This window comes from Vibrio penaeicida (assembly GCF_019977755.1).
GTDB classification, from domain to species: Bacteria; Pseudomonadota; Gammaproteobacteria; order Enterobacterales; family Vibrionaceae; genus Vibrio; species Vibrio penaeicida.
The window spans coordinates 4,047,520-4,063,906 of the sequence record NZ_AP025144.1 but is presented as its reverse complement, the minus strand read 5'-3'; the positions used below and the strand labels follow the sequence as shown (position 1 = coordinate 4,063,906).

The 16,387-nt window shown below is 44.6% G+C and carries 12 protein-coding genes, 3 tRNA genes, 3 rRNA genes and 1 riboswitch; of the genes, 16 read left to right on the top strand and 2 right to left on the bottom strand.

Features of this window, described 5'->3' with window-relative positions; genetic code table 11:
- Positions 1 to 49 precede the first annotated feature (49 nt).
- The 14 genes from LDO37_RS18150 (at position 50) to thiH (ending at position 11,456) form a co-directional block, all read left to right on the top strand.
- Positions 50 to 126, top strand: a tRNA-Ile gene (locus LDO37_RS18150).
- A 37-nt stretch (positions 127 to 163) separates the two neighbouring features.
- Positions 164 to 240 (top strand) — tRNA-Ala (locus tag LDO37_RS18145).
- 312 nt (positions 241 to 552) lie between these two features.
- A 23S ribosomal RNA gene (locus LDO37_RS18140) occupies positions 553 to 3,437 on the top strand.
- Positions 3,438 to 3,530: 93 nt separating this feature from the next.
- Positions 3,531 to 3,646 (top strand): 5S ribosomal RNA (rrf, locus tag LDO37_RS18135).
- Positions 3,647 to 3,717: 71 nt separating this feature from the next.
- A tRNA-Thr gene (locus LDO37_RS18130) sits at positions 3,718 to 3,793 on the top strand.
- 52 nt (positions 3,794 to 3,845) lie between these two features.
- Positions 3,846 to 3,962: ribosomal RNA gene (rrf, locus tag LDO37_RS18125) — 5S ribosomal RNA — on the top strand.
- 159 nt (positions 3,963 to 4,121) lie between these two features.
- Complete coding sequence (gene tnpA, locus LDO37_RS18120) at positions 4,122 to 4,556, top strand: IS200/IS605 family transposase (RefSeq protein ID WP_126606448.1); 435 nt, start codon at positions 4,122 to 4,124, stop codon at positions 4,554 to 4,556.
- Between the two features lie 215 nt (positions 4,557 to 4,771).
- A complete protein-coding gene (gene crcB / locus LDO37_RS18115) occupies positions 4,772 to 5,155 on the top strand; it encodes a fluoride efflux transporter CrcB (protein ID WP_126606449.1) in 384 nt (127 codons plus the stop codon).
- Between the two features lie 50 nt (positions 5,156 to 5,205).
- A riboswitch (TPP riboswitch) is annotated at positions 5,206 to 5,322 on the top strand.
- Between the two features lie 136 nt (positions 5,323 to 5,458).
- Positions 5,459 to 7,399, top strand: a complete 1,941-nt coding sequence (gene thiC, locus LDO37_RS18110; protein WP_126606450.1) for a phosphomethylpyrimidine synthase ThiC — start codon at positions 5,459 to 5,461, stop codon at positions 7,397 to 7,399.
- Positions 7,400 to 8,593, top strand: a complete 1,194-nt coding sequence (gene thiE / locus LDO37_RS18105) for a thiamine phosphate synthase (RefSeq protein ID WP_126606451.1) — start codon at positions 7,400 to 7,402, stop codon at positions 8,591 to 8,593.
- 4 nt (positions 8,594 to 8,597) lie between these two features.
- Positions 8,598 to 9,365: a HesA/MoeB/ThiF family protein gene (locus tag LDO37_RS18100; protein WP_126606452.1), complete on the top strand. Its 768-nt coding sequence runs from the start codon at positions 8,598 to 8,600 to the stop codon at positions 9,363 to 9,365.
- Positions 9,365 to 9,574, top strand: a complete 210-nt coding sequence (gene thiS / locus LDO37_RS18095) for a sulfur carrier protein ThiS (protein ID WP_126606453.1) — start codon at positions 9,365 to 9,367, stop codon at positions 9,572 to 9,574. The genes LDO37_RS18100 and thiS overlap by 1 nt, the downstream gene beginning before the upstream one ends.
- A 2-nt stretch (positions 9,575 to 9,576) precedes the next feature.
- On the top strand, positions 9,577 to 10,338 hold the full coding sequence (locus LDO37_RS18090) for a thiazole synthase (RefSeq protein ID WP_126606454.1): 762 nt from the start codon (positions 9,577 to 9,579) through the stop codon (positions 10,336 to 10,338).
- A gap of 5 nt (positions 10,339 to 10,343) precedes the next feature.
- A complete protein-coding gene (gene thiH / locus LDO37_RS18085) occupies positions 10,344 to 11,456 on the top strand; it encodes a 2-iminoacetate synthase ThiH (protein WP_126606455.1) in 1,113 nt (370 codons plus the stop codon).
- Between the two features lie 153 nt (positions 11,457 to 11,609).
- On the opposite strand, the gene LDO37_RS18080 is transcribed toward thiH, so the two are convergent.
- Positions 11,610 to 13,397 carry an aminopeptidase P family protein gene (locus LDO37_RS18080; protein ID WP_126606456.1) on the bottom strand — a complete coding sequence of 596 codons (1,788 nt, stop codon included), beginning with the start codon at positions 13,395 to 13,397 and terminating at the stop codon, positions 11,610 to 11,612.
- 169 nt (positions 13,398 to 13,566) lie between these two features.
- Positions 13,567 to 14,517: a LysR family transcriptional regulator gene (locus tag LDO37_RS18075; RefSeq protein WP_126606457.1), complete on the bottom strand. Its 951-nt coding sequence runs from the start codon at positions 14,515 to 14,517 to the stop codon at positions 13,567 to 13,569.
- A 103-nt stretch (positions 14,518 to 14,620) separates the two neighbouring features.
- On the opposite strand from LDO37_RS18075, the gene LDO37_RS18070 reads away from it, so the two are divergent.
- Together LDO37_RS18070 and tsrA are read left to right on the top strand one after the other, a co-directional pair.
- Positions 14,621 to 15,817 (top strand): multidrug effflux MFS transporter, encoded by a 1,197-nt coding sequence (locus LDO37_RS18070; RefSeq protein WP_221768499.1) that lies wholly within the window; start codon positions 14,621 to 14,623, stop codon positions 15,815 to 15,817.
- Positions 15,818 to 15,951: 134 nt separating this feature from the next.
- Positions 15,952 to 16,236, top strand: coding sequence for an H-NS-like global regulator TsrA (gene tsrA / locus LDO37_RS18065; protein ID WP_101111430.1), 285 nt, complete (start codon positions 15,952 to 15,954; stop codon positions 16,234 to 16,236).
- Positions 16,237 to 16,387: the final 151 nt, after the last annotated feature.

Genomic DNA, 16,387 nt, shown 5'->3' with positions numbered 1-16,387 from the left:
TGAGTACCCACACAGATTGATACGGTTTATAACAGTTAAGAGTAATGTTGGGTCTGTAGCTCAGCTGGTTAGAGCGCTCGCCTGATAAGCGGGAGGTCGGTGGTTCAAGTCCACTCAGACCCACCAATCTTGCCAAAAGCAAGATTCCAGCAACATTATTGATGGGGCTATAGCTCAGCTGGGAGAGCGCCTGCCTTGCACGCAGGAGGTACAGCAGTTCGATCCTGCTTAGCTCCACCATCTTTAAGTATTTTCTTAATACAGAATATTTAGAAATGGTTCTTAACGAATCACGCTCTTTAACAATTTGGAAAGCTGACGAATAACAACAATCCCCTTATCTTCGGATAAGCGTTGTTATTCAAATTAAAAGTTCTCAAATCCTAGATGACTTGTTCATTTAGGTACCAACACACATTCAAGTGTTCTTGGGTTTTCACGAAAGTGAAAACATATTTGAGTCCGGCAAAATCGAAGTGTTGTCTCGCTCATAATAAAGAGACAACGATAAACCTTGGTTGTTTGCCATACAGAAACCTTTTGGGGTTGTATGGTTAAGTGACTAAGCGTACACGGTGGATGCCTTGGCAGTCAGAGGCGACGAAGGACGTATTAACTTGCGATAAGCGTAGATTAGGCAGTAAAAGCCACTTGAGTCTACGATTTCCGAATGGGGAAACCCACTTACATAAGTAAGTATCCTGTTGTGAATACATAGCAGCAGGAGGCAAACCAGGGGAACTGAAACATCTAAGTACCCCGAGGAAGAGAAATCAACCGAGATCCCGAAAGTAGCGGCGAGCGAAATTGGGTTAGCCCTTAAGCTTTTTGTGCGTCAGGTGAAGTCTCTGGAAAGGGACGCGATACAGGGTGATAGCCCCGTAACCGACAACGCACATTGAGTGAAATCGAGTAAGGCGGGACACGTGATATCCTGTCTGAATATGGGGGGACCATCCTCCAAGGCTAAATACTACTGACTGACCGATAGTGAACCAGTACCGTGAGGGAAAGGCGAAAAGAACCCCTGTGAGGGGAGTGAAATAGAACCTGAAACCGTGTACGTACAAGCAGTAGGAGCACCTTTGTGGTGTGACTGCGTACCTTTTGTATAATGGGTCAGCGACTTATATTCAGTGGCAAGGTTAACCGTTTAGGGGAGCCGTAGGGAAACCGAGTCTTAACTGGGCGTTCAGTCTCTGGATATAGACCCGAAACCAGGTGATCTAGCCATGGGCAGGTTGAAGGTTGAGTAACATCAACTGGAGGACCGAACCGACTAATGTTGAAAAATTAGCGGATGACTTGTGGCTAGGGGTGAAAGGCCAATCAAACCTGGAGATAGCTGGTTCTCCCCGAAAGCTATTTAGGTAGCGCCTCGGACGAATACTACTGGGGGTAGAGCACTGTTAAGGCTAGGGGGTCATCCCGACTTACCAACCCTTTGCAAACTCCGAATACCAGTAAGTACTATCCGGGAGACACACGGCGGGTGCTAACGTCCGTCGTGGAGAGGGAAACAACCCAGACCGCCAGCTAAGGTCCCAAATTACTACTAAGTGGGAAACGATGTGGGAAGGCTCAGACAGCCAGGATGTTGGCTTAGAAGCAGCCATCATTTAAAGAAAGCGTAATAGCTCACTGGTCGAGTCGGCCTGCGCGGAAGATGTAACGGGGCTAAGTAGTAAACCGAAGCTGCGGCTGCAATCTTTTGATTGCGGGGTAGGGGAGCGTTCTGTAAGCCGTTGAAGGTGGTCTGTAAGGGCTGCTGGAGGTATCAGAAGTGCGAATGCTGACATGAGTAACGATAAAGGGAGTGAAAAACTCCCTCGCCGGAAGACCAAGGGTTCCTGTCCAACGTTAATCGGGGCAGGGTAAGTCGACCCCTAAGGCGAGGCTGAAAAGCGTAGTCGATGGGAAACGGGTTAATATTCCCGTACTTCTTACAATTGCGATGGGGGGACGGAGAAGGCTAAGTGGGCCTGGCGATGGTTGTCCAGGTTCAAGTGCGTAGGCTGATGGTTTAGGTAAATCCGGACCGTCATTAAGGCTGAGACACGACGTCGAGCTGCTACGGCAGTGAAGTCATTGATGCCATGCTTCCAGGAAAAGCCTCTAAGCTTCAGATTGTAAGGAATCGTACCCCAAACCGACACAGGTGGTCGGGTAGAGAATACCAAGGCGCTTGAGAGAACTCGGGTGAAGGAACTAGGCAAAATGGTACCGTAACTTCGGGAGAAGGTACGCTCTTGACGGTGAAGTCCCTCGCGGATGGAGCTATTAGGAGTCGCAGATACCAGGTGGCTGCAACTGTTTATTAAAAACACAGCACTGTGCAAAATCGTAAGATGACGTATACGGTGTGACGCCTGCCCGGTGCCGGAAGGTTAATTGATGGGGTTAGTCTTCGGACGAAGCTCTTGATCGAAGCCCTGGTAAACGGCGGTACGTAACTATAACGGTCCTAAGGTAGCGAAATTCCTTGTCGGGTAAGTTCCGACCTGCACGAATGGCGTAATGATGGTACGCTGTCTCCACCCGAGACTCAGTGAAATTGAAATCGCTGTGAAGATGCAGTGTACCCGCGGCTAGACGGAAAGACCCCGTGAACCTTTACTACAGCTTGGCACTGAACATTGAACCTACATGTGTAGGATAGGTGGGAGGCTTTGAAACCATGTCGCTAGATATGGTGGAGCCGTCCTTGAAATACCACCCTTGTAGCTTTGATGTTCTAACTTACCCATTATCTGGGGTGAGGACAGTGCCTGGTGGGTAGTTTGACTGGGGCGGTCTCCTCCCAAAGAGTAACGGAGGAGCACGAAGGTGGGCTAAACACGGTTGGACATCGTGTGGTTAGTGCAATGGCATAAGCCCGCTTGACTGCGAGAATGACAATTCGAGCAGGTGCGAAAGCAGGTCATAGTGATCCGGTGGTTCTGAATGGAAGGTATCGCTCAACGGATAAAAGGTACTCCGGGATAACAGGCTGATACCGCCCAAGAGTTCATATCGACGGCGGTGTTTGGCACCTCGATGTCGGCTCATCACATCCTGGGGCTGAAGTCGGTCCCAAGGGTATGGCTGTTCGCCATTTAAAGTGGTACGCGAGCTGGGTTTAGAACGTCGTGAGACAGTTCGGTCCCTATCTGCCGTGGGCGTTGGAAGATTGAAGGGGCTGCTCCTAGTACGAGAGGACCGGAGTGGACGAACCTCTGGTGTTCGGGTTGTCATGCCAATGGCATTGCCCGGTAGCTAAGTTCGGAATCGATAACCGCTGAAAGCATCTAAGCGGGAAGCGAGCCCTGAGATGAGTCTTCCCTGACACTTTAAGTGTCCTAAAGGGTTGTTCGAGACCAGAACGTTGATAGGCAGGGTGTGTAAGCGTTGTGAGGCGTTGAGCTAACCTGTACTAATTGCCCGTGAGGCTTAACCATACAACACCCAAGGGGTTTTGTGGGCTCAGATAAGAACAGATTGAATGTGTAAGAATCAGAACTAAAAAAACAGCTTTCCAGATTAAGAATTTGCTTGGCGACCATAGCGTTGTGGACCCACCTGACTCCATGCCGAACTCAGAAGTGAAACGCAATAGCGCCGATGGTAGTGTGGGGTTTCCCCATGTGAGAGTAGGACATCGCCAGGCTTTAAATTTATTGAAAGAGCCCGTTTGAAAAAACGGGCTTTTTTATTCCAACGCATATAAGAATTTAATGTGCTGGTATAGCTCAGTTGGTAGAGCGCACCCTTGGTAAGGGTGAGGTCCCCAGTTCAAATCTGGGTACTAGCACCACTATTTATTGCTTTTAGATTTTAAGAAATTCTAAGAGCAAAAACCAAATTTACTTGGCGACCATAGCATTGTGGACCCACCTGACTTCCATGCCGAACTCAGAAGTGAAACGCAATAGCGCCGATGGTAGTGTGGGGTTTCCCCATGTGAGAGTAGGACATCGCCAGGTTCAAATTGATAAGCCCTGATCTCTGATCAGGGCTTTTTTGTTTTCAGCCCTAAACCACCTACTTCAGTAGGTGGTTATCATTCAGTTAGGCTTTGCCTGTAGTTCTACCCATGTTAAATGCCCCCTTGATTTTTAGCGAAGTCAAAGAGGACAAATAACATGAGTAGATACAATCAAGCTTCCCACGTATTTTGGAGATGTCAATATCACATAGTGTGGACACCAAAATATCGATTTAGGATCTTGAAGAACAATGTAGGCAAAGAAGTTTATCGGTGTATAAATGTTTACTGTAATCAACTTGGATGTGAAGTTGTCGAGCTGAACGTCCAGATTGACCACGTGCACTTAGTAGTAAAAGTTCCACCCAAGCTATCCATATCCAAGTTGATGGGTGTATTGAAAGGCAAAATAGCCTTAAAACTCTTCAGTAAGTTTCCATATTTGAGGAAAAATAAGCTTTGGGGTAACCACTTTTGGCAAAGGGGCTATTTTGTCGATAGCGTAGGAATTAATGAAGAAATTATTCGACGTTATGTAAGACATCAGGAGAAGAAAGAGCGCGTGGAACAGCAACAATTAGCACTGGACTAAACAAAGGCCCCTTTTAGGGGGCTCACACAAAGCCACCTTCTTTAGAAGGTGGTAATTTACTTGCCTGTTAAGAAATATGCTTTACATCACCTAAAGTGACTCCTGTAACTTTTTATATTTATCCTTCTTTATGGCGAGTATTACCCGAAATTAAAAACGAATTTTAGCGTATATAGAGATAGAATGGTTTCAATATTTGATTAGGGTTGGTAGAGATGGGACAGTTATCCATTCTTGGTTTCATAGCATTAGGCGGTGCATTTGGCGCATGTTCTCGCTTTTTGGTGTCGGAGTTATGCGCGAGTTTATTTGGTAGAGGGTTTCCATATGGCACGCTCACAGTGAACGTAGTGGGTTCATTAGCGATGGGAATGCTGATAGCTTCATTTGAGAATGGAAGCCTTGCTACAGAGCCTTGGAGGCAGATAATCGGTCTTGGCTTCCTAGGGGCACTAACTACTTTTTCTACCTTCTCTATGGACAACGTTTTACTCATGCAGCAAGGTGCTTTTTTTAAAATGGGTTTAAATGTGTTATTGAATGTCGTTCTTAGTATCTCTGCCGCATGGATTGGCTTTCAATTGTTGATTAAAAGTTAATCTTTTTAAACTTTGGTCTTGGTTTTGACCTAACCTTTCCCTTATACTGGCTTCACTTGTCGGAGTGCTCCGCCCGATTTATTAATGGGCGAGCTGAGACCGCGTTAGCGGGATCCGTTGAACCTGATCAGACTAATATCTGCGAAGGGAACAAGAGAAGATACCTCACCTGATATTAGTCGGGATCTATCTACTTTCAGATGGCGTTATTCACGCACATTTGCCCTCTTGTAACAACAATCCGCCAAGCATTTTCTTCCTAGGGACTTTGTCCTAAAAATAATGATTGCAAGGAAAAATGCTATGTCGAATCGCAAGCAAGCGAGACTGGAAGCCAAACAGTTTATTGATAACCTGTCGACTCAACCGTATCCAAATTCTCATAAAGTGTATGTAGAAGGCTCTAGAAGCGATATTCGAGTGCCAATGAGAGAGATCTCTCTCGCAGACAGTTTGGTTGGCGGGAGTAAAAAAGACCCAATATTTGAGCCAAATGAGCCAATACGTGTCTACGATACGTCTGGGGTCTATACCGATCCAGAACATGAGATCGACCTTTATAATGGTCTGCCGAAGTTACGTGAAGACTGGATTAAAGAGCGAAATGACACTGAAGTCTTGTCGGATGTGAGTTCGGTTTACACCAAAGAGCGCTTAGAAGACGATACGTTAGACGATTTACGCTATGGCAATCTTCCAAAAATCCGACGTGCTAAAGAAGGTCAGTGCGTTACTCAGCTGCACTATGCACGCCAAGGTATTATTACCCCTGAAATGGAATACATTGCCATACGCGAAAACTTGCAGCGTCATAAGTTTGCGGATGACCAGTTGAACATTGAGCACCCAGGCGAAAGCTTTGGTGCAAATCTTCCTAAAGAAATTACCCCTGAATTTGTGCGAAAAGAAGTTGCTGAGGGACGCGCCATTATTCCTTCCAATATTAACCACCCTGAATCAGAACCTATGATTATTGGGCGTAATTTCCTTGTTAAGGTAAATGCGAATATTGGTAACTCTGCTGTGTCATCTTCAATCGAGGAAGAAGTTGAAAAGCTTGTTTGGTCGACTCGTTGGGGCGGCGATACAGTAATGGACTTGTCTACAGGTCGAAACATTCATGAAACTCGTGAATGGATCATGCGTAATAGTCCTGTTCCTATTGGTACTGTTCCTATGTATCAAGCACTAGAAAAAGTAAATGGTGTCGCTGAAGACCTCAATTGGGAAGTCATGCGAGATACGCTAATTGAGCAGGCAGAGCAGGGGGTAGACTACTTCACCATTCACGCTGGTTTGCTATTACGTTACGTGCCAATGACGGCAAAACGTGTCACCGGTATCGTATCTCGTGGTGGTTCTATCATCGCGAAATGGTGTTTAGCTCATCATCAGGAAAGCTTCCTATATACCCACTTCCGTGAAATCTGTGAAATATGTGCGAAGTATGATGTTGCTCTTTCACTTGGTGATGGCTTACGCCCAGGTTCAATTGCAGACGCGAACGATGAAGCACAATTTTCCGAGCTGAGAACCTTAGGTGAGTTGACTAAAGTTGCGTGGGAATATGATGTTCAGGTAATCATAGAAGGTCCTGGTCATATCCCAATGCACATGATCAAAGAAAACATGGACGAGCAGCTTAAGCACTGTCATGAAGCTCCATTTTATACTCTTGGTCCACTAACAACAGATATTGCCCCTGGATACGATCATATTACTTCAGGTATCGGTGCAGCCATGATTGGTTGGTATGGCTGTGCCATGCTTTGCTATGTGACACCGAAAGAGCACCTAGGCTTACCCAACAAAGAAGATGTTAAAACGGGTTTGATTACCTATAAGTTAGCGGCGCACGCAGCAGATTTAGCGAAAGGGCATCCTGGTGCTAAAATTCGCGATAACGCACTTTCAAAAGCTCGATTTGAATTCCGCTGGGAAGACCAATTTAACTTGGGTCTGGATCCTGAAACCGCACGTAAGTTTCATGATGAAACGCTTCCACAAGAGTCCGGGAAAGTCGCTCACTTCTGTTCAATGTGTGGTCCAAAGTTCTGTTCAATGAAGATTTCTCAAGAAGTAAGAGAGTACGCAAAGGACACTAAGCAAGTCGCGCAGGATCAGGCTATTGAGATCAAGATGCTAGATGACCCATTGGAAGGTATGCGTAGGAAGTCCGAAGAGTTTAAAGCGACGGGCTCAGAGTTGTACCACCCTGCCAAGCAGAGTGTTTTGGAGGATTAAATGGCTCAGCTATTACTGCCAAAGGCTCAAGTCGAGTTAACAGATCTCGTTCAGTCTAGACTGTTATTGGCTCAGGAGCAGGGCTTTGATATTGCTGATATCGAGTTGGGTGTAAGCCCAACTCATTTGACGCAATGCTACGTTGATGACAGGTGTATGTCTCTTTCATTTGATGAATCCGATAGTGAAGCTACTCATGTTTGCCGTTTTTCTAATGGTCAGGCTTCACCTTTGGCTTTATCTCAACTTTCAAAAGAGCCTAACTTACTCTTGATTGACGTTTATCATGATTTTCAGCTTGTTGATCTATGGTGCCATGGCGAATCCAATAGAGCGTTGAGTTTTAAGGGCGCTCCATTATCGGAGATAGAACAACAATCCTATCTGGCTTGGTTACTGACATCTCTTGTACTTGATTTCCCGATTGAAGATGCACTCGTGATAGCAAGAGGTGCAGTACGTTCTGATGTTTCACGTGAAACATGGCCTCAGAATCTATCTGAATTTCCAACACCGATACTCTCTGACGAGCTATTAGATATCCATGTAGGATGGGATATAGAAAACGCTTTGCCTTTCCCTGATACAAATGCTGAATATCTTAGTTTATATCCGGTTGTAGATACGGTGGAGTGGGTAGAGCGACTTCTGAAACTTGGAGTAAAGACAGCACAGCTTCGGATAAAAAATGCCGATGACCCAGAGCTAGAAACGAAGATTACAAAAGTAATCGAATTAGGACGTCAGCATAACGCTCAAGTCTATATTAATGACTATTGGCAGTTAGCGGTAAGACATGGTGCTTATGGCGTGCATTTAGGACAAGAAGATCTCGAGTTTGCAGACTTAGACCAAATTGCAAAAGCTGGCGTAAGGATAGGGTTATCCACTCACGGTTACTACGAAATACTTAGAATCAAACAGGTCAATCCTAGCTATATAGCGCTCGGTCATATATTTCCAACAACCACTAAAGTTATGCCTTCACGCCCTCAAGGGTTAGTGAGGCTTAAGCTTTACCAAGAACTGTCAGGACGTTTTCTTACCGTTGCGATTGGTGGAATTGACCTAGAACGAGCACCAAAGGTGTGGGAGTGTGGGGTTTCAAGTCTAGCCGTTGTTCGGGCTATTACACTAAGTTCTGACCCAAAGAAAGCTATTAGCGATTTTCGTGAAATTCTAAGTAGTAGGTAGTTCCGTGACGATTACAGATTCTGAGTTTCTGAGATATCAGCGTCAGGTAGCGTTACCTGAGATTGGAGAGCTCGGACAAGCAAAGCTTAGAAATTCGAGCATTCTAGTTGTTGGGTGTGGTGGGTTAGGGTGTTCTGCCATTCAGCATCTTGCTGCTTCGGGTATAGGTCATCTTATTATTGCTGATGATGATGTTGTTGAAGTGAGTAACCTCCCGAGGCAAATACTCTACTCAAGTGACGAGATAGGACTAGCCAAGGTAGATGCAACAAAAAAAGCTATTGCCAAAATCAATTCTGATGTGCGCGTTCGTGCTATCAACAAGAAACTTCTGGGTAGTCGGCTTGAACTTGAATGTATGCAAGCGGATATCGTTTTAGACTGCAGCGATAACTTTGAAACGCGACAAGAAATTAATCGAGCGTGTCATAAATCAAAAACACCTTTGGTATCTGGTGCAGCAATCGGCTGGGAAGGTCAATTAGCTACTTTCACGTATCAAGACTCAGATCCTTGCTATCACTGTTTATATCCAATCAATGAGTCACAACCCAATACGCGCTGCTCAGAATCCGGTGTGGTGGGACCTGTCGTAGGAATTATTGGAACTCATCAAGCTCTCGTCGCCATTCGTTTAGTCACATTAGAACGAGACTTAGCGAACCGTCTTACATTATTTGATGGCTTATCTATGCAGTTCCATCAATTTGCTATTCCAAAAGACAACGCGTGCAGTGTGTGCAACTCAACTTTTGATACTCAAGGAAAATAATGAGTACGTTAAAAATTACTTTTAATGGCGAGCCTATTTCGATTTCAGATGAAATGACGCTTGTCGATTTGCTGGAAAACAAAAAAATTGAACTCGTGGGCATTGCAATCGCAGTTAACCAAGAAGTTCAAACCAAAACAATGTGGTCTGATACTCGCTTAAAAGCGGGTGACGATGTTGTGGTATTTAGAGCGATTGCCGGAGGTTAAAGGTGTTAACGATAGCAGGAAAAACATTTGAGTCTCGCTTATTCACAGGGACAGGGAAGTTTTCAAATAGCCGTGTAATGAGCGATGCCATTATTGCCTCTGGCTCCCAGCTTGCGACGATGGCGTTAAAGAGGGTGGATCTCGATACAAAGGATGACGACATACTTTCTCCACTCATCGACAATAGAATAGCTTTACTGCCAAATACATCGGGCGCAAAGAATGCGAAAGAAGCGGTATTTGCTGCTCAGTTAGCGCGTGAAGCTTTGGGTACAAAGTGGCTTAAATTGGAAATTCATCCAGACCCTAAGTATCTAATGCCCGATCCTATTGAGACGCTAAAAGCAGCGGAAAAGTTGGTTGAACAGGGATTCATCGTATTACCTTATTGCCACGCTGATCCGGTACTTTGTAAACATCTTGAGGAAGTGGGTTGTGCTGCGGTAATGCCTTTAGGAGCACCTATTGGTTCAAACAAGGGTATCGCGACACAGGACTTTCTGGAAATCATTATCGACCAAGCGAATGTTCCGGTTGTTGTAGATGCAGGCATAGGTGCACCTTCTCACGCAGCAAAAGCCATGGAGCTTGGAGCGGACGCGGTATTGGTAAACACGGCAATTGCCGCCGCGGCTAATCCCGTTCAAATGGCTAGAGCCTTCAAGCTTGCCGTTGAAAGTGGGCGCCTAGGCTACGAAGCTGGCTTGGCGGGGCAAGTGAATCACGCTGTTGCATCTAGCCCACTCACATCATTCCTGGAGTGATCAATATGAGTTTTTCAGACCAGTTTGAAAAGATGAATTGGGATGAGATCCGCATGTCTATCTACAGTAAAACGTCTGAAGATGTACAAAGAGCAATATCGAAATCAAAGCGTGATTTAGAAGATTTCAAAGCGCTTATTTCGCCTGCAGCGGAACCCTTCCTAGAACAAATGGCGCAACAATCTTACGCGCTTACACGAAAACGTTTTGGCAATACTATTGGGTTTTATATTCCATTGTACCTGTCAAATCTTTGCGCAAATTCTTGCACCTATTGTGGATTCACTATGGAGAATAGAATTAAGCGCAGAACATTGAATGTTGATGACATTCAGTTGGAAATCGATGCGATCAAGAAAATGAGTTTCGATTCGGTTTTACTCGTCACGGGGGAGCATGAAACGAAAGTAGGCATGAAGTACTTTCGCGAAGTAGTTCCATCTATAAAAAAACGATTTAGCTATCTGGCTATGGAGGTTCAACCTCTGGACCAAGAGTGTTATGCAGAGTTAAAAACACTCGGCTTAGATGCGGTTATGGTTTACCAAGAAACGTATCATCCGTCGACCTACGGTCAGCATCACCTTCGCGGCAACAAAACAGATTTTAACTATCGTTTAAATACTCCGGATAGATTGGCTTCCGCTGGCATCGATAAAATTGGTATGGGTGCATTGATCGGATTGGAAGAGTGGAGGACGGATTGCTTTTTTGTTGCTGCTCACCTTAGCTATATGGAACGGACTTATTGGAAGTCCCGCTATTCGATTTCTTTCCCTCGATTAAGACCTTGTGAAGGGTCTTTGCAGCCAAAGTCAGTGATGTCCGATAAACAACTGGTTCAATTGATATGTGCTTACAGAATGCTAAATCCGGAAGTTGAGCTTTCCCTTTCAACGCGAGAGTCACCAGAATTTAGAGACAATGTATTGCCTCTTGGGGTGACGAGTATTTCAGCTGCTTCAAAGACTCAGCCAGGAGGCTATGCTAATGACGAAGAAGAACTCGAGCAGTTTGCGATAAGCGACGAGCGTTCTTCTGTTCAAGTAGCAAACGCCGTTAGAAGTAAGGGATTTGAACCTGTTTGGAAAGATTGGCACCATGCTTATTCTGGATAAGTTGTTTTTCTGGAGGATGATTAGAATGCGATTTTTGGTGAGATGTTTCACGTGAAACACAACGACCCAACTTAGTATCTTTTTGACTTTCATTACTCATATAAAAACCCCGCTAAACTTAGCGGGGTTTTGTTTTTGAAATCTAGAAAAATCTTATCGAGTTAGTGGTTCAGTGGCGAGTCTTAACCAATCTAAAGATGAACCAGATACTAACGGGCTGATCTCATCCCACACTTTTGCATGGTAGCTGTTTAACCAAGTTAATTCTGAGTCGGTCAGAAGAGCGACATCAATATTGCGCTTATCGATAGGGCATCGTGTTAGTGATTCAAACGCTAGCATGTCCATATCGCCTTGCGTTTCAACTTCGACAACTAACTCCAAGTTTTCTATCCGAATACCGAACTCATCAGCACGGTAATAACCTGGTTCATTAGAAAGTACCATGCCTTCCAGTAGAGCGACGTTATTAACAACAGGCGCGATTCTTTGAGGACCTTCATGAACACTTAGGAAATGCCCAACACCATGACCAGTACCATGATCGAAATTATAGCCATTTGCCCAGAGATGCTGACGCGCAAGAATGTCGAGCTGGTGACCTGTTGTGCCATGAGGGAATATTGCATTAGCAAGCCCGATATGACCTTTCAAAACCAACGTAAATTGCTGGATCATGTCGTGGCTAGGTTTACCTATCGCAATAGTACGTGTGATGTCTGTTGTACCATCTGGGTACTGACCACCTGAATCTACAAGGTAAAGTGAATTTGGTTCTAACTTACCGGGTTCTGGTTGGTTCATGTGATTGTAGTGACACATTGCGCCATTACCAGCTGAAGCAGAAATAGTGTCAAAGCTTAAATCCGCCAACGTTGGATCGGCCTTACGGAATTCATGAAGCTTATCTGCAAGAAGACCTTCATCATGATAATTTCCAGCTTCTACCTCAGCATCAAGCCACGATAAGAAGTTAACCATTGCCGCACCATCACGAAGGTGCGATGCGCGCATCCCTTCAATTTCTGCTGAGTTTTTTGCTGCCTTCGGAAGTAAACATGGGTCGTTACCATTAATAACTTCGGCACCAGCATTTTGTAGAGTCAGTGTAAACCAAGCGTTGCTTGTTGCTGGGTCCACTAAAACATTCTTGCCTAAAAGCGCTTGAAGTTGTGTCTCAAGTTGCTCCGGAGAATAAACCGTTACACCTTGACCTACATGCTCAGAAAATTCGCTAGGTAAGCGTGCTGGGTCAATAAAGAACTCTACATTAGCGTCAGCATGAACAATGGCGTGTGATAGCAGCACCGGTAAGCAAGAGACATCTAAGCCACGGACATTCAACAGCCAACAAATGGAATCAAGTTGAGTTAGCAATGCAGCGTCGGCACGGTTTTCTTTTACTATTTCAGCAATTTCTTGGCGCTTACTTTCACTTGTTTGTCCTACGAGCTTTTGCTCCATTAAGCGAGCATCTGTATAGACTGGAGCAGGTCTGTCCGACCAGATTAGATCGACCGGGTTATCGTTGACCAGCACTAACTCAAGCTTATCAGTAACCTTGTCTTGCGCTTTTAGAAGCCAAGAGTGTGAGTGCATTTTAGGATCGACGGCCAACTTAGCATTTGTCGGTAAGTTGTCGAGTGCCCAATCCAAAGGAGGCTGTTGGATGAGATGACAGTATTCAAAAACATCAGCAGGTGATTGCTTTGTTACTTGAACAGTGTATCTACCGTCGACAAAAATAGCGGCTTTGTCAGCCGTGATTACAGCTGCACCAGCAGATCCAGTAAATCCGGTCGCCCAAAGTAAACGTTCATGGTGAGCGGGAACGTATTCTCCTAAAAACTCATCTTCGTGGGGAATGATAACCGCATCAACGTTGTTCTCGCTTAACCAGCGACGAAGGGCTTCTACTCTTTCTTTAATCATGACATCCATCCGTATGATTCCTTTTCGACTGTTCTATTATCCGTACTTGCGACGAAATTGCGTACAAACTATCGTTTTTTAATCAGACAAGCAATGTATTCTGCTGTGAGATGAAGCCTAGCTTGTAAGCAATTTTGAACGTACCAATATATAGCCAAAATGATTCAATCTCTGAGTCTCAAACGACACTATTTAAGTGGTGAGTATGCGAGGTAATGATATTCCTAAACCAGCTAAGCGCTGCGTCTTGTGTTCTGTCTTTATGCCAGAAAAGCGTATAAGCCATTGGAGGTAATTCTGTCGGTAAAGGTAACAGTACCAAGTCGAGGTAGCCCGAAATGTACTGAGCGAAATGTCTTGGTGCTGTGAACACGAAATCGGTGTAAGTACACAAGCTGGCTGCGCTGTTAAAATCGGGAACATACAATGCGATGTCTCGTTCCAAGCCTTTATCAGCAAGTTTATAATCAAGTAACCAGCGATCGTTACCATCACACCTTACTTGGACGTGTCGCTCGGCAAGGTAGGCATCAAGGTCCCAGTGACGGCTCAGAACTGGATGGTATTTTCGAACCAAGCAAATCTGTTCGTCCTGAAATATTTCCTGCATTTCTATATCGCTTGGAGGCAGCATCGTTAGAGTGGCGTCATTAATATCGATGTCTTTTCCAGTAATACCGAAATCCATATCACCGGATTGGAGAAGCTTAAAGGTTTCTTTATTCCAGGGGTGGGTCGTGAGTTTGATACCTGGCGATTCTTGGAAAAGTTTCGGAAGAAAATGGGGCAGAATTAGTGGGTACACACTTTCAACTAAAGATATATGGAATCTACGATCAGATGTTTTCGGGTCAAAACTATCTGGCTGTGTAATAGATTCCAAATGATAGATTAGAGCTTCTAATTTGGGTTTAAGGAATAGTGCCCGTGGTGTTGGGTTTAGTCCGTGTGCGCTCCTATAAAACAGTGGATCATCAAATTGTGTACGCAGTTTGGCTAATGATTTGCTGACAGCAGATTGTGTTAAGCAGAGCCTAGATGCGGCTCGGGTTACGTTTCTTTCTTCAAGTAGCACGTTAAGGCAAACCAGAAGGTTGAGATCGATTCGACCGAGTTGTTCAATATTCATTAAGAAATTCCCCCATGGAATATCTGAGATGAAAATAGTCCATTTCCATTCATATCTTGATAATAATAAACTCCGCCTTAAGAAAACAGAAGTGACGGTTACTATGTCGACAATAAATCCAGAGAAAGTCTCAAAGCTACAATTCACCATGTTGGTAATGCTTGTGCTTTTTAGCCCAATGGCAATAGATATTTATCTTCCTGCGCTACCAACTATGGCGAAAGCATTTCAAGTAGACGCCACACTTGCACAAGATACGGTGACCTGGTTTTTATTTGCGATGGGAATCGGGCAGTTATTTGCAGGACCCATTGCCGACAGATACGGACGTCGAACTGTTGCATTAGGAGGCATAGTTATTTACGGGTTGAGCGCTTATTTGGCGTGGGTTGCTCAATCCATTGAGTGGATGCTAATGGCTCGGCTGCTACAAGGCTTCGGTGCTTGTGCGACATCGGTGGCAGCTTTTGCAACAGTTCGCGATATGTTTGGTCCCCAAAAAAGCGGCAGAATGATCAGTTACCTAAACGGGGCAATATGTTTTATTCCTGCTCTGGCACCAATCTTAGGCAGCTGGCTAACCCAACAGTTTGGCTGGCGGAGTAACTTTAGCTTTATGGCTGGTTTTGCTGTGATTGGCGGTATCATGATGCTGATGAATCTAAAAGAAACCAACCCTTCACGCTCGGAAGAGCCCTTGTTTAGACCTTCGAGATACTTGAGCGTATTGAAGCATCCGAGTTTTATATTTCATTCGTCGCTTTGCATGTTGGGCATGGCCGTCATTCTTGCCTACGTAACGTCAGCCCCCGTAGTATTAATGACGAATATGGGGATTACGATGAACGCGTTTACGTTCTGGTTCGGAATCAATGCCATATTCAACATCGTATTTTGCATGGTTGCACCTAAACTAATGGATCGCTGGGGCACTCATGGGACTTTGGTATTTGGTGTCGTTGTTTTATTGATTGGCGGTACCATGATGCTTGGCATGAAATCGTGGCAAACGCCTTTGGGCTTTATGTTGCCTATTTTTATGTCATCCATTGGATTTGCATGCATCATGGGTGCGGGGGCAGGGAAAGCTTTGGCTCCATTTGGTGATAAAGCAGGCACTGCTGCGGCTCTATTGGGGCTATTTCAAATGAGTGGTTCTGGTCTTATGGTTGGTATTATGCAAAGACTGTCGTTTGAGCCAGAGACGCTAATTGCATTGCATATGTGGCTTTTGGCACCGGCTTTAATCATTCTGTATAGCCGAGTGGGTAGGAATTGGCATGCAGAAGCAGTCAGCTAACCACATTTTGTAAGGTGCCGAGTATATAAATGACCAATAATTGAAATTGATTGTTTTCCCAACAGCGAAAGGGGTGTATATTTAGCGTCACATATATAATTATTTCCCCGATCTATTTGGAAGATACATATTCAATGTCGATGACAACATATGAGATGGCTCGTATTTTAGAGCAATTAGAAGAGTCTCCAGAAAAAGTAATGTTCGGAAAACTGCTTAGTGAACTCGGGAATCAGAGTGAAGAGCGTATTCGAAGCGCCGCCAAACAAGTTCCTTTGCATATGCTAAGAGATATTGTTTACCAATTTCAGCAAGTGATTGAATCCCGTAAGAGTGAAAGTGTTCAGCAACTCGCTGCTGAATTGGCTCAGCAGGGTATTTCACCAGATGAACTGAAAGAATTCCTTTCTAAGAAATAATCGGATTCTAAAATTAAAAGCCAGCCTTTGTGCTGGCTTTTAATTTATCTATGGATTTCATAGCAATATTTAACAAATACGAAAGGCTTTTGACTGTTAATATATTTCTCAAATTTATCCAAATAAATAATCTAGGCTTTCATCCAACCCT

Excerpts from the sequence above, each read along its gene's own strand:
- tnpA (WP_126606448.1), top strand. The coding sequence starts at position 4,122 with ATGAGTAGATACAATCAAGCTTCCCACGTATTTTGGAGATGTCAATAT.
- crcB (WP_126606449.1), top strand. The coding sequence starts at position 4,772 with ATGGGACAGTTATCCATTCTTGGTTTCATAGCATTAGGCGGTGCATTT.
- thiC (WP_126606450.1), top strand. The coding sequence starts at position 5,459 with ATGTCGAATCGCAAGCAAGCGAGACTGGAAGCCAAACAGTTTATTGAT.
- thiE (WP_126606451.1), top strand. The coding sequence starts at position 7,400 with ATGGCTCAGCTATTACTGCCAAAGGCTCAAGTCGAGTTAACAGATCTC.
- thiS (WP_126606453.1), top strand. The coding sequence starts at position 9,365 with ATGAGTACGTTAAAAATTACTTTTAATGGCGAGCCTATTTCGATTTCA.
- thiH (WP_126606455.1), top strand. The coding sequence starts at position 10,344 with ATGAGTTTTTCAGACCAGTTTGAAAAGATGAATTGGGATGAGATCCGC.
- LDO37_RS18080 (WP_126606456.1), bottom strand. The coding sequence starts at position 13,397 with ATGGATGTCATGATTAAAGAAAGAGTAGAAGCCCTTCGTCGCTGGTTA.
- LDO37_RS18075 (WP_126606457.1), bottom strand. The coding sequence starts at position 14,517 with ATGAATATTGAACAACTCGGTCGAATCGATCTCAACCTTCTGGTTTGC.
- LDO37_RS18070 (WP_221768499.1), top strand. The coding sequence starts at position 14,621 with ATGTCGACAATAAATCCAGAGAAAGTCTCAAAGCTACAATTCACCATG.
- tsrA (WP_101111430.1), top strand. The coding sequence starts at position 15,952 with ATGTCGATGACAACATATGAGATGGCTCGTATTTTAGAGCAATTAGAA.